At 69.0% G+C, this 13,497-nt stretch carries 11 protein-coding genes; 2 read left to right on the forward strand and 9 right to left on the reverse strand.

Features of this window, described 5'->3' with window-relative positions; all coding sequences use genetic code 11:
• Positions 1–245 precede the first annotated feature (245 nt).
• A complete protein-coding gene (locus MPPM_RS21560) occupies positions 246–512 on the forward strand; it encodes a GlsB/YeaQ/YmgE family stress response membrane protein (RefSeq protein ID WP_096486803.1) in 267 nt (88 codons plus the stop codon).
• 128 nt (positions 513–640) lie between these two features.
• Here the strand turns inward: MPPM_RS21560 and MPPM_RS21565 are convergent, their stop codons facing one another.
• The 5 genes from MPPM_RS21565 to rpsO form a co-directional block, all read right to left on the reverse strand.
• The gene (locus MPPM_RS21565; protein WP_210279257.1) at positions 641–865 is read right to left on the reverse strand and encodes a YgaP-like transmembrane domain; all 225 of its coding nucleotides are present in this window, start codon (positions 863–865) and stop codon (positions 641–643) included.
• Positions 866–955: 90 nt separating this feature from the next.
• Positions 956–1,597 (reverse strand): glutathione S-transferase family protein, encoded by a 642-nt coding sequence (locus tag MPPM_RS21570; RefSeq protein ID WP_096486804.1) that lies wholly within the window; start codon positions 1,595–1,597, stop codon positions 956–958.
• A gap of 107 nt (positions 1,598–1,704) precedes the next feature.
• Positions 1,705–3,972 carry a TonB-dependent receptor gene (locus MPPM_RS21575; RefSeq protein ID WP_096486805.1) on the reverse strand — a complete coding sequence of 756 codons (2,268 nt, stop codon included), beginning with the start codon at positions 3,970–3,972 and terminating at the stop codon, positions 1,705–1,707.
• A 432-nt stretch (positions 3,973–4,404) separates the two neighbouring features.
• Positions 4,405–6,642, reverse strand: a complete 2,238-nt coding sequence (pnp, locus tag MPPM_RS21580) for a polyribonucleotide nucleotidyltransferase (RefSeq protein WP_096486806.1) — start codon at positions 6,640–6,642, stop codon at positions 4,405–4,407.
• A 276-nt stretch (positions 6,643–6,918) separates the two neighbouring features.
• On the reverse strand, positions 6,919–7,188 hold the full coding sequence (gene rpsO / locus MPPM_RS21585) for a 30S ribosomal protein S15 (protein WP_009864833.1): 270 nt from the start codon (positions 7,186–7,188) through the stop codon (positions 6,919–6,921).
• A gap of 284 nt (positions 7,189–7,472) precedes the next feature.
• On the opposite strand from rpsO, the gene MPPM_RS21590 reads away from it, so the two are divergent.
• Positions 7,473–8,939, forward strand: coding sequence for an amino acid permease (locus tag MPPM_RS21590; RefSeq protein WP_096487967.1), 1,467 nt, complete (start codon positions 7,473–7,475; stop codon positions 8,937–8,939).
• A 236-nt stretch (positions 8,940–9,175) separates the two neighbouring features.
• Here the strand turns inward: MPPM_RS21590 and xth are convergent, their stop codons facing one another.
• From xth to MPPM_RS21610, 4 genes are all read right to left on the reverse strand, one after another.
• The gene (gene xth, locus MPPM_RS21595) at positions 9,176–9,985 is read right to left on the reverse strand and encodes an exodeoxyribonuclease III (RefSeq protein ID WP_096486807.1); all 810 of its coding nucleotides are present in this window, start codon (positions 9,983–9,985) and stop codon (positions 9,176–9,178) included.
• A gap of 69 nt (positions 9,986–10,054) precedes the next feature.
• Positions 10,055–10,528 (reverse strand): BLUF domain-containing protein, encoded by a 474-nt coding sequence (locus MPPM_RS21600; RefSeq protein WP_096486808.1) that lies wholly within the window; start codon positions 10,526–10,528, stop codon positions 10,055–10,057.
• 31 nt (positions 10,529–10,559) lie between these two features.
• A complete protein-coding gene (locus MPPM_RS21605) occupies positions 10,560–12,203 on the reverse strand; it encodes a putative bifunctional diguanylate cyclase/phosphodiesterase (protein WP_096487968.1) in 1,644 nt (547 codons plus the stop codon).
• Positions 12,204–12,431: 228 nt separating this feature from the next.
• A complete protein-coding gene (locus tag MPPM_RS21610; RefSeq protein ID WP_096486809.1) occupies positions 12,432–13,379 on the reverse strand; it encodes a LolA family protein in 948 nt (315 codons plus the stop codon).
• Positions 13,380–13,497 lie beyond the last annotated feature (118 nt).

Here is a 13,497-nt window from a genome sequence, read left to right on the forward strand (position 1 = left end):
CGGTTCGTGAATGAGGGCGGACCCTTCTGCCGTCCCGGGCGGTTGCCCGTAAAGGGGTTCGTGCGCCGCGCCATGGGAGCGGACTGGCGCCGGAGACCGGCCCGGCGCCCTGCGCCCCGATTTTTTGAAGGCGCGCGCATTTCCCGAGGCAACCGGCATCGTTGCTCGCGCGTTTGTCATGCGAATACGGCCAAGTCTTCCGGCCGGAACTTCAGATCGAAGACGCATTTCGGGGTTGGAACGACATGGAAATTCTCTGGACCATCATCATCGGCTTCGTGGCCGGCGTCATCGCCAAGTTCATCATGCCCGGTGACAAGGAGCCCGCCGGCTTCATCATGACGACGATCCTCGGCATCGTCGGCGCCTTCGTCGCGACCTTCATCGGTCAGGCGATCGGCTGGTACGGCCCCAACGAGGGCGCCCGCTTCATCGGCTCCATCGTCGGCGCCTGCGTCGTACTCGCGATCTACGGCTTCATCGCCGGCCGCACCAGCAGCCGCTCGCTCTGATACGCGGCAGACCGACCACCACGAAAAAGGGGCGCTCCTCGGGGAGCGCCCCTTTTTCGTTGCGGATACCCGGACCGGTCGGCGAATGAGCGAAGCTGCCGCCGGCCGATCCGGGTTCGTGAAAGAAATCAGCCGGTCAGGTCGCGCCCGCCCGCCGTGACGGCCTTGACCGCGCAATGGCCGGTGGCGCCGCGCACCGCGAGCCCGACGCCGACCACCAGGGCGGCGAGGCTCAGGAGCTTGTTCGGCCGGGGCTGGGCCGCCGCGGCAGCGATGCCGAGGCCCAGCGCGACGGAGACCGCCCGCTCGGTCATGCTCAGGTTCGGCTCGCCCGAAAAAATGTCCTCGATCATCTCGTTCACGGTCAACGCACTCCTTCTCGACGCTCGTGCGACTTCGCGGGGCGAACGCGGGGCCGGCGGGGCCGTTCCGTCGGTCGGCGACTATGACGCCGCCTGCGCTTCAGCGAGCAGCCTGTCATCGATCGCCCGCGCCCGCACGGCGGCCTCCCGCGCGAGGTGGCGCCCGGCATAGGCCTCGAAGGCGGGGCGCTTCGGGATCGTGCCGAACTGCATCCCCCAGCCGAGATGCGAGGCGACGTAGAGGTCGGCGGCGCTGAACCGGTCGCCCGCCACGAACTCGACCCCGGAGACCGCGCCTTCGAGGGTGTCGAGGGCCGTCTCCAGGCTGCCGTAGCCGACCATGCCCTGCATCCGCGGGTCGTCGGGCACGCTGACCTTGAGCACCCCGTTCGTCACCGCGGCCTCGAGCGGGCCGGCGCAGAAGAACAGCCAGCGGTAATAGGGGCCGCGGTCGCGGTGATCCGGCGCGGGGGCGAGCCCCGCCTGCGGGAAGGCATCGGCGAGATAGGCGAGGATCGCGGGGCATTCGGTCACCACCGTGCCGCCGTGGCGCAGCGCCGGCACCTTCCCCATCGGGTTGATCGCCCGGTAGGCCGGCGCCTTCATCGAGGCGCCGTAGCCGAGGATCTCGGTGCGGTAGGGCGCGCCGACCTCCTCCAGCATCCAGCGGACGATCCGGCCGCGGGACATCGGGTGGGTGTAGAAGACGAGGTCGTCGGACATCGGCAGGTTCCGGGGCCAGTCACCCGCGCGGCGGGCGTCGTCCCGGTGTTAGGCGAGGGCGCGCGACCGAGGAAGCCTCGGTCGCACGATCTCAGAACAGCACGGCCTCAGAACCGCGCGATGAGCTGGAAGCGTACGGTGCGGGGTGCGCCGGGCAGGATGTTGTTGTTGTTGTGCGCGGAGACGATGTAGCGCCGGTCGAACAGGTTCTCGATGTTGACCTGGGCGCGCATGGTCTCGCTGAACGCGTAGAACACGCCGGCATCGAACCGTGAAAAACTCGGCAGGCGCACCGTGTTGTCCGACGATGCGAAGCTGGCGTCCTGGTAGAGGTAGCCCACGCCGACGGAGAAGCGCTCGCCGATGTCGAACTTGTTCCACAGGCTGAAGCTGTTGAGGGGAACGCCGCCGACGCGGTTGCCGGCCCGGATCACGTCGCCGTCGTCGTCGAGGTCGGCGACGATGCGCGGCTCGGTATAGGCGTAGCCGCCGGAGATCTGCCACCAATCGGTCGCGTAGCCGGCCAAGCCGATCTCGGCGCCCCGCGTGTTCGTCTTGCCCGGGCCGGCGGAGAAGCCGGCTTCGGTGGAGGAGGGGATCGGCTGGTTGTCGCGATCGAGGTTGAACAGCGCCGCGGTGAGGATCAGGGCCGGTGTGATCTCGTATTTCACGCCGATTTCCACGTTCTCGAACCGCTCGGGCGCGGACAGAGCGGTTGTCGGGTCGAGCACGCGGAACTGATCGCCCGCGCTCGGCAGGAAGGACACCGAGTAGCTGCCGTAGAAGGCGAGATTCGGCAGCGGCTTCACCACGACGCCGACTCGCGGCGAGACGAGATTGTCGATGCGGCTGTTCGGCTGGGCAGGGAGCCCAGTCGCGGCGTCGGGCCGACGGTCGCGCGACTGGAAATCGAAGCGGTCGAAGCGGGCGCCGACGATGAACTGCAGATGCTCGTCGATCTCGATCTGGTCCTGGGCGAAGGCGGAGAAGACGCCGAGCCGATAGGTATTGTTGCGGCCGGTGGCGAGATTCCGGAGGGCCGCCCCCTCGGTCGTGGTCGGGGCGAAGGGATTGACGGGGAGATTGCGGGTGCCGGTCGAGTCCCAGAGGAAGTCGCGCCGGAAGTCGATCCCCTCCTGGAAGCCGAGTTCCAGGCCGGCCACCACGGTATGGGCGAGGGGGCCGGTCGTAAATTTGTAGGTGAAGTCGGTCTGGTTGAAATAGTTCGTGCGGTCGGTCTGGCTGCCGTAGCCGCGCATCACGAACGAGGTCTCGTCGGCATTGACCGGAGAGTTGGGGTAGGCGTTCTGATGGTATTTCGCGTAGTCGGCGATCCGCGTCTGGCTGCGCATCACGACGCCGTTCTCGAAGACGTGGTCGAGCTGCGCGTTGCCGATATGCGCATCGACGAAGCCGTTCGAGATGAGGGGCGCGCCGAACAGCGTGCTGGTGTTCTCGCGATAACGCCAGGGGCGCCCGAACTGCGAGGGGATGCCGCGGTCGGCGATGCGGTTGTCGGAGAAGAACTCGTAGGATAGGCGTAGCGTTGTCTGCGGCCCGAGCAGGAAGGTCATCGTCGGGTTCACGCCGTAGCGGCGGATGTCGATGAAGTCGCGGTAGGTCGCCGTATCCTCGAACACGCCGTTCATGCGGACGAAGACGGTGTCGGAGACGCGGTCGCCGACATCGACCGCCATGCGCTTGTTCCAGAACTGGCCGCCCTGCACCAGCACCTCGCGGACGGCCAAGCCGTCGGCTTCCTTCAGCACGCGGTTGACCACGCCGCCGCCGCCGCCGCGGCCGAAGATCATCGCGTTGGGGCCTTTCAGCACCTCGATGCGCTGGGTGTTGTAGAGGTCGCGGTAGTAGCGCGCGTCGTCGCGGATGCCGTTGACGAAGAAGTCGGCGGTCGTGCGCTGGCCGCGGATCAGGAGTTCGTCGCGGTGGCCCTCGCCCTGGGCGATGGCGACGCCGGGCACGTAGCGCAGCGCCTCGCCGATCGACTGGACGTTCTGGTCGCGGATCTGCGCCTCCGTCACCACCGAGATCGCCTGCGGCGTGTCGATCAGCGGCGTGTCGGTCTTGGTGGAGGAGCGCAGGCGCCGGGCGACGTAGCCCGCCTGGGAGCCGGAACTGTCGACGACGAGGCCGCGCCCGAGCCCCGAGCCGGCCACGCTGATCATGTCGAGGGTGACGCCACCGACCGAGGGGGACGCGGCGAGCGGATGGAGCGCTTGAGCTGTCGGCAGGCCGGTGTTGATTTCGGTGACTTGTGCTTGGGCTGGATGGATTAAAGCCGCCGCGATGCTGGCTGAAGCGACGGAGCTCAGCAACAACGGCCGCAGCAAAGCACGGCTCTTGCGAGCGTTCTTCATAAGTCTTCCCCCTTATTTTATTAGAATAGACGGGGAAGGCTTGGCCATAATCCGGGCCGGTTTCGCGAAATACGAACTATTCCGGATCTGCCGATATCTTATGGAAATTAGGCAATTGGGCCTGTGCCGTTGCGCAATTCACTGAGGCGGATGATACCGTTTTCGGTTGATCGCCTCGGGTTTTACCAAACGCCGTCATCGCGAGGCGAAGCCGAAGCGATCCAGGGCGCGACCTTTTCGCAGATGTCGCGCACTGGATTGCCACGGCTTCGCCTCGCGATGACGGAGAAGCGACCGGCGTCATAAACCGGATGACGGGCGAGAGATCGTTCGCGCGGCCGGAGTGCTCCGAACCGACCGGCCAATAGCAAAGAGCGCGGCCCCCGGAGGGACCGCGCTCTTCAAGCACTCGATGGGACGGTGAGGGAGGGCTTACTCGCCCGCCGATTCCCGGCGGCGCTCGCCGCGGTCGCGGCGGGGGCCGCGGTCGCCGCGATCACCCCGGTCGCTGCGCTCCTCGCGCTCCGGCTCGCCGCGCTCCGCGCGCTCGGCCTTGAGCTTCTCGGTGATGTCCTCGCCGGTCTCCTGATCGACGACCTTCATCGACAGGCGGATCTTGCCGCGCTCGTCGGCGCCGAGGAACTTCACCTTGACCTTCTGGCCCTCCTTCACGACGTCGCCGACCTTGGCGACGCGCTGCGGGGCGAGCTCCGAGATGTGGACGAGGCCGTCCTTGGCGCCGAAGAAGTTCACGAAGGCGCCGAACTCCATGATCTTGACGATCGTGCCGTCGTAGATCGTGCCGGCCTCGGGCTCGGCGACGATGGAGCGGATCCAGTTATAGGCCGCCTTGATCGCCTTGCCGTCGGAGGAGGCGATCTTCACGACGCCGGTATCCTCGATGTTGATCTTGGCGCCGGTCTTCTCGACGATCTCGCGGATGATCTTGCCGCCGGTGCCGATCACGTCGCGGATCTTGTCGGTGGGGATCTGCATCGTCTCGATGCGCGGCGCGTACTCGCCGAGCTCCGGACGGGCCGCGGTCAGGGCCTGGGCCATCTCGCCGAGGATGTGGGCGCGGCCGTCCTTCGCCTGGGCGAGGGCGACGCGCATGATCTCCTCGGTGATGCCGGCGATCTTGATGTCCATCTGGAGCGAGGTGATGCCCTCGTCCGTGCCGGCCACCTTGAAGTCCATGTCGCCGAGGTGATCCTCGTCGCCGAGGATGTCGGAGAGCACCGCGAAACGCTCGCCTTCGAGGATGAGGCCCATGGCGATGCCGGCCACCGGACGGCGCAGGGGCACGCCCGCATCCATCAGCGACAGCGAGCCGCCGCAGACGGAGGCCATGGAGGAGGAGCCGTTCGACTCGGTGATCTCGGAGACCACGCGGATCGTGTACGGGAACTCGTGGGCCGGCGGCAGAACGGGCCGGATCGCGCGCCAGGCGAGCTTGCCGTGGCCGATCTCGCGGCGGCCGGGCGAACCCATGCGGCCGGTCTCACCGACGGAGTAGGGAGGGAAGTTGTAGTGGAGCAGGAACCGCTCCTTGTAGGTCCCCTCCAGCGCGTCGATGAACTGCTCGTCCTCGCCGGTGCCGAGCGTGGCGACGACCAGCGCCTGGGTCTCGCCGCGGGTGAACAGCGAGGAGCCGTGGGCGCGGGGAAGCACGCCGACTTCCGAGACGATCGGACGGACCGTCTTCACGTCACGACCATCGATCCGGCTTCCGGTGTCGAGGATGTTCCAGCGGACCACCTTCGACTGGGCCTCCTTGAAGGCGGCCTTGACCTTCTCAGGCGAGAACTTCTGCTCGCCCTCGGCCGGGCAGAGGGCGGCGACCACCTTCGCCTTCACGGCATCGACGGCGGCATAGCGCTCCTGCTTGACGGTCTTCTTGTAGGCGTCGCGCAGCTCCGCCTCGCAGATGTCGAGGACGGCCTTCTCGACGTCGGCGTTCTCCGGCGGGGAGAAGTCGCGCGGCTCCTTGGCGGCCTTCTCGGCGAGACGGATGATCGCCTCGATGACCGGCTGGAAGTGCTTGTGGCCGAACATCACGGCCCCGAGCATCACGTCCTCGGAGAGCTCCTTGGCCTCGGACTCGACCATCAGCACGGCGTCCTGGGTGCCGGCGACGACGAGGTCGAGGGTGGACTCGGCGATCTCGGTCACCAGCGGGTTCAGCTTGTAGCCGCCGTTGAGGTAGCCGACGCGGGCGGCGCCGATCGGGCCCATGAACGGCACGCCGGACAGGGTCAGCGCGGCGGAGGCCGCCACCATCGAGACGATGTCGGGATCGTTCTCGAGGTCGTGGGAGAGGACGGTGACGACGACCTGGGTGTCGTTGCGCCAGCCCTCGACGAAGAGCGGGCGGATCGGCCGGTCGATCAGGCGGGAGACCAGGGTCTCCTTCTCGGAGGGACGGCCCTCGCGCTTGAAGTAGCCGCCCGGAATGCGGCCGGCGGCGTAGGCGCGCTCCTGGTAGTTCACGGTGAGCGGCATGAAGTCGATGCCGGCCTTGGGCTCCTTGGCCGCGACCACGGTCGCGAGCACGGTGGTCTCGCCGTAGGTGGCGACCACGGCGCCGTCCGCCTGGCGGGCGGTCTTGCCGGTCTCGAGGACGAGCTTGCGGTCGCCCCAGATCAGCTCTTCACGTTGTACGTCGAACATGTGTGTCTTCTGCCTTCGAACATGCGGGTCGGGCGAGCCCGGCGCCGCCAGAGGCAAGACGGCGAGACGCTTCATCGTTGAACGGAAGCGTCTCGCGATCCTGCCCTGGCGCCCTTTGCCTTCAAGCCGCCCGGGGCGGACCGGCCGGGCCCCATGCCCGGACAGTCCCTCTTGGTGTGCCGTGCTCTCTTGGCGCCGAACTTGGCGCCGAACCGGTGTCCGCTTCGGCTGAGAGCACGTGTGAAAACGCGGTCCCGAGGGACCGCGCGGATAGCCTTAGCGGCGGATGCCGAGGCGCTCGATGAGGGTGCGGTAGCGCGCCTCTTCCTTGCGCTTCAGGTAGTCGAGCAGCGAGCGGCGCTGCGACACCAGCTTCAGGAGGCCGCGGCGGGAGTGGTTGTCCTTGCCGTGGGTCTTGAAGTGGGCGGTCAGGTTGGTGATCCGCTCGGTGAGGATGGCGATCTGGACCTCCGGCGAGCCGGTGTCCTTGTTGCCCTTGGCGTATTCCTTGATGAGCGCGGTCTTGCGCTCTGCCGTGATCGACATCGCAGGCCTTTCAGATGAGGTTTGGGTCGGAGGCGCCGCCCACGGGAGGGGAAGGGCGCCTTTGAGAAACTTGCGGTCGGGCCGGTGCCGGGATGTCGTCCAGCACGGTCAGCCGCAAGCGGCACAAGCCCCGCCCGGTGACCGGGTCGAGGCGGCGCGGACCATACACGAAATTGCGGGAAGTGCCAGTGCTGCCCGCCCGGGCGATATCGGCTTCACACGGCCTCACGCCCGGCGCGGATTTCGCGTTGCCGGATGCAACCGCCTCAGCCATGCGAGACTTCATGCCCCTTCCCGCCCTCGGCGCCCGCAAGCCCATCGCCGCCCTCGTCGCCGACGAGGCCGATCCGAGCGGTCCGACCCTGGCCAGGAATCTCTCCGCCTTCAGCCTCGTCTGCATCGGCGTCGGAGCGACGGTCGGGGCGGGGATCTTCGTGCTCACCGGCACGGCGGCGGCCAATTTCGCCGGGCCGGGGCTGATGCTCTCCTTCGTGCTCGGGGCGGTGGCGAGCGGGCTGGTGGCGCTCTGCTACGCCGAACTCGCCGCGATGATCCCCGTGGCCGGCTCGACCTATTCCTACACCTACGCGACGCTGGGCGCGCTGCCGGCCTGGATCATCGGCTGGGATCTGGTGCTCGAATTCGCCATGGCCGCGGCGACCATCGCCGTCGGCTGGTCGGGCTACGCGCAGAGCCTGCTCGCCGATATGGGCCTGCGGTTGCCGGCCGCGCTCGCCGCGGCGCCGGGGGAGGGCGGCTTCGTCGACTTGCCGGCGGCCCTCGTGGTGCTGGTGCTCACCGCGCTGCTGATGCGCGACAACCGGGGGGCCGCCCGCACCAACACCGTGCTGGTGCTGCTCAAGGTGGCGATCATCCTCGCCTTCCTCGGCCTCGGCGCCGCGCATCTGCGGCCCGAACTCTGGCACCCGCTGGTGCCGCCGAACGAGGGCGCGTTCGGCGCCTTCGGCTGGAGCGGCATCTTCCGCGGGGCCGGCGTCGTGTTCTTCGCCTATGTCGGCTTCGAGACGATCTCGACCGCCGCCAGCGAGACCCGCCATCCGCAGCGGGACGCGCCGGTGGGCCTGCTCGGCTCGCTCCTCGTCACCGCGGCGCTCTACGTGGCGGTGGCCGCGGTGCTCACCGGCCTCGTGCCCTATCGCGAACTCGATGTGGCCGACCCGATCGCCAAGGCGATGGCGGTGACGGGGCTGACCGGCTTCTCGGCGGCGATCAAGCTCGGCGCCCTGATCGGGCTGACGACGGCGGCGCTCACCGCGCTCTACGGGCAGGCACGGATCGGCTACGCCATGGCCCGCGACCGCATGCTGCCGGATGCCTTCGCGCGCATCGGCGCGCGGAGCCGGACGCCGTTCGTCGCCCAAGGCATCATCGGGGTCGCCACCGCTCTCGTGGCGGCGCTGGTGCCGATCAATATCCTCGGCGAACTCGTCAGCATCGGCACGCTGTTCGCCTTCATCCTCGTCTGCGCCAGCGTGCTGATCCTGCGCCGGACGGAGCCGGAGCGGGCGCGGCCCTTCCGGGTGCCGGGCGGCGCGGTCGTGCCGGTGTTGGGCATCCTCGCCTGCCTCGCCCTGATGGCGAGCCTGCCCGGCGATACTTGGCTGCGGCTGCTGGCCTGGCTCGGCCTCGGGCTGGCGATCTGGTTCGGCTACGGCCGTCGCCGGGTCGGGGCAGATCCAGGTTTCGAAAGGACAAGTCCTTTCGCGGGTTCCCCGCAGAGCCCTGGTTGAAGGGAGGCCGGGGCTCTGCCCCGGCACCCCGCCAAAGGGATGAATCCCTAGACTTAGTACGAGCGGTGGGAGCCCGCGGCGCGGCCGCCGCCGTAGCGGCGGCGCAGGTACGATATGGCCTTGGGCAGCAGGAAGACGACGAGGATCTGGCGCAGGATCGAGCGCATTCGGTTGGACTCCGTCTCAACAATTCGCGTTGGAGGCCAAATGCCCGGAAGGGCGTCCGCGTTCCCCGGCTACAGTTCCAGCGACAGCGTGACCGGCACGTGGTCGGACGGCTTCTCCCAGCCGCGGGCCGCGCGGAACACCGCGACCTCGCGCACGGTGCCGGCGAGATCCGGCGAGACCCAGGCATGGTCGAGGCGCCGGCCCTTGTTGGCCAGCTCCCAGTTCGGCGAGCGGTAGCTCCACCACGTGTAGATCTTCTCGGGCTCCGGGGTGAGGAGCCGGGCCGCGTCGATCCAGCCGGCCTCCCCGCGCAGGGTCTCCAGGGCCTCGGTCTCGACAGGCGTGTGGCTCACCACGTCGAGGAGCTGCTTGTGCGACCAGACATCGTGCTCCAGCGGCGCGACGTTGAGGTCGCCGACCAGGATCGCCGGGCCGGAGACGCGCCGTCCGCCCCAGGCGCGCAGCTCGGACAGGAAGTCGAGCTTGTGCGCGAATTTCGGGTTGAGGTCGCGGTGGGGCACGTCGCCGCCCGCCGGCACGTAGAAATCGTGCAGCACGATCCCCGCCGCCGGCCCCGCCTCGGGCCCGAGCACCGCCGAGATGTGGCGCGCATCCGCCCGCTCGCAGAAGCTCATCACGTCGCGAGTCAGCAGGGGGAAGCGCGAGACGATCGCAACGCCGTTATACCCCTTCTGCCCGGCGAACACGATGTGCTCGTAGCCCGAGCCCTTGAACGCCTTGAGCGGGAACAGCTCGTCGGGGCACTTGGTCTCCTGCAGGCAGAGCACGTCGGGCTGCGCTTCGCGCAGGAAGCGCAGCACGGACTCGATGCGCAGGCGCACCGAGTTGATGTTCCAGGTCGTGACGGTGAGGCGCACGGGCGTTGCCTGAGAAGCGTGGCGTGGGGTGCCGCCCCGTTAGCCCAACCCGCGCGGCTCGTAAAACCGTCACGCCGCGGCGGCCTCCTCCTCAAGGGCGAGGCCGTGCAGCACGGCGCAGAGCTTGTCCCCGGTCATCCGCGACAGGTCGAAGCCGCTCTCGCTCCCCATCTCGCCGTAGAGGGCCGCCTCGGCCTTTGAGGCGCCGACGAAGGCCATCGACCAATTGGTGAACAGCCGCCCCTGCACCGCCTCGAAGGCGATCAGCGAGACGTCGCCGTGACGCTCATCCTGCTGGATGCGCTCGAAGGTGGTCTCGACCGCCTCGCCCGGCCCTTCCAGCACCTGCGCGAAGCAGCCGGCGTTGAACATCAGCGCGCCGGTGACGCCGACGCGGGCGTTGTTGGTGCGGCTCGTGGCGAGGATGCCGCGGATCGTCTCGTGCATCGCGGCCGGTTCGCCGGAGACCCGGTTGCGGCTGTAATAGACGAGGCGGCGCAGATCTTGGCTCGTCGCATCCTGGTTCGGCGCGTTCGGGCTCATCGGGGGCTCCTGCTCATCGGGGCTTCTTGGATCAGGCGAGGGACGGCTTCAGCAGGGCGGCCGCCTGGGCCGCCGGCATCGGTCGCCCGGTCAGGTAGCCCTGAACCTCGGTGCAGCCCTCGGCGCGGATGGCGTCGAGCTGCGACTTCGTCTCGACCCCTTCCGCGGTGGTGCGCATGCCGAGGCTAGCGCCGAGCCGGGCGATCGCCCGCACGATCGCCCCGCACTCGGCATTGCCTTCCATGCCGCGGACGAAGGACTGGTCGATCTTGATCTTGTCGAAGGGGAATTTCTGCAGGTAACTCAGGGACGAGTAGCCGGTGCCGAAATCGTCCATCGAGATCTTCACGCCGAGCGCGCGCAGGCCGTTCAGCACGTCGAGCACGCTGTCGGTGTTCTCCAGGAGCGCGCCCTCGGTGATCTCCAGTTCCAGCCGGGCCGGATCGAGGCCGGTCTGGGCCAGCACGTTCATCACCGTCTCGACCAGCTTGCCGCCGCGGAACTGCACCGGAGACAGGTTCACGGCGATCGAGGCGGGCTGCGTCCACGACGCCGCCTCGCGGCAGGCGGCGCGCAGGGCCCATTCGCCGATGCCGGTGATGACGCCGATCTCCTCGGCCAGCGGGATGAACAGGGCCGGCGAGACCGGGCCGCGCTCGGGATGGTTCCAGCGCAGCAGCGCCTCGAAGCCGGTCACCTCTCCCGTCTCCAGCCGGATCTGCGGCTGGAAGGCGAGGTCGAACTGCTTCAGGGCGAGCGCCCGGCGCAGGTCGATCTCCAGGCTGCGGCGCGCCTGCATCTGCGCGTTCATCGCCGGCTCGAAGAAGCGGTAGGTGCCCCGCCCCTCGGCCTTGGCCCGGTAGAGCGCGAGGTCGGCGTGCTTCAGGAGGTCGTCGGCATCGCGACCGTCGACGGGGGCGACCGCGACGCCGACACTGACGCCGACATTGAGCATGTGGCCGTCGACGACGTAGGTGCGCCCGACCAGATCGACGAGGCGGCGCGCCAGGGCCTCTGCGGCCTGCGGCTGCTCGGCACCCGCCTGGAGGATGGCGAACTCGTCGCCGCCGAGCCGTGCCACCACGTCCCCGCCGCGGGTGGCCTTGCGCAGGCGCTCGGCGACCTTGCGCAGGAGCGCGTCGCCGACCGGGTGGCCGAGGGTGTCGTTGACCGCCTTGAACCGGTCGAGGTCGAGCATCAGCACCGCGAGCGGCGTGCCGGTCTGGCCTGCCTCGGCGAGCGCCGCATCGAGGCGGTCGTGCAGGCCGACGCGGTTGCACAGGCCGGTCAGCGGCTCCTGCCGGGCCAGAGCCGCGCCGCGGAGATGTTCGGTCACGTCCTCGAAGGTGAGGGCGAAGCCGCCGATCGAGAGCGGCGCCAGCGCCGCCTCGACGCGGCGGTCGGCGGCGAGCGTCAGGCGTGCCCGGACCGGGCGGGCCGCGCGCACGGCATCGAGAACGGGCACGCCCTCCGGTTCCGCGGCGCCGGCGGACGCCAGCAGGGCGGTAAGCGAGAGGCCGGCCGGATCCGCGCAGGACAGAAGCGCCGCGGCGCGGGCATTGGCGAAGAGGACGGTGCCGCCCGCGTCGAGAAGGACGAGCGGGGCGGCCATCTCGGCGAGCGCCGCCTCCAACGGAGGGGAGGCCGGAAGCGACGGAGCGGCGAGAGCGGACATGAGGGCGGACATGCGGCCGGATGGCGTCCCATGGAGGCCGCCCCTCGTGGGCGGCCTGCCCATTGGCCCGCCCGCTTCTCAACGGATGCTTAAGGCGGGCGTCCGCCTCAGCGTAATCACGCTGTTATTCCAAGAATTCCCCCGGTCGCAACATAGGATATGCTAGCTATCTGCGGCGGTGGCGGGTTAAAATCAACCCATGTTGTTCCTCGGTCCTGCCTCCCCGGATCAGGGATTGCGGCCGTCGATCTGCTGCTGCATCGCCTTGTCCTCGGACCGGCCGTAATTGATGAAGAACAGCGATCCGTCGACCGCCTTGCCCTTCTGCAGGTTCGAGAGCTGCACAGTGGTAAGGTAGCCCTGCGGATCGGTGATCCGCCACTGCGACAGGGTCTTCATCTCGGCATCGAAGAAGAGCTGGATCTTCGAGGTGCCGCCGAGCGTCGAGCGGTCTTCCAGCCCGATGCGCACGCCGCCGGGATCGTTGGTGACCTCGCTCACCGTCAGGTCGCGGGCGAGGTCGATCTTGTCCCGCAGCAGGAATTTCAGCGGCGTCTGAGAGATGAAGTAGAGATCCTGCGTGCCGAGCTTGCGGTCGCGCACCGCGACCGAGGTGCCGTCGGCCACCACTTCGAGCGGGGAGGGCTGGTCGTACTCGAAGCGCAGGCGTCCGGGCTTGGCGAGCGTCAGCTTGCCGCCGATGCGCCGCCCGTCGGCGCCGATCTGGATGAACCCGCCGGTCAGCGTCTGGAAGCCGTTGAAATAGGCGTTGGCCGCCGCGACCACGGTGGCCGGGTCGGCGTCCTGCAGCGAGGCGGCGAGATTGGGTGCCCCCACCGCCGCAACCCGCGTGCCCGAGGCCGCGGGCGTTGCCGGGGCGGCCGCAGCGGGCTTGGCCGCCGCCTTGAGGCTGCCGGTCTTCTCGGCGGGCTTGTCCGCGCTCTTCTCAGTGGCCTTGTCCGTTCCCTTGCCGGGCTTGGCCGCCGCCTTCTTGGCCGGCGCCGGCGCGGCTTCCGGTTCGGGCGAAGCGGCCGGCGGCGGCGCCGGCTCTTCCTTGCGGCCGAACAGGCCGTCGAGGAAGGAGGAGACCTGGGCGTTCGCCGGAAGCGGCTGGAGCGCCAGCGCGGCGACCACGAGCAGCGGACCGGCGGCGGGGCGGAGGCGTCGGCCAGTCATCGTGTGGGCATCTCCGAAAGCGTGCGGGCGCGCGGGGCAGGTCGTCCCGGATGCGGACGCGCCGGCACTGCGGCGCGTCGGATGTCGTGTCGGCGGGTAGACCCGGCCCCTGTGGCGA

It is taken from the genome of Methylorubrum populi (assembly GCF_002355515.1).
Lineage (GTDB): Bacteria > Pseudomonadota > Alphaproteobacteria > Rhizobiales > Beijerinckiaceae > Methylobacterium > Methylobacterium populi_A.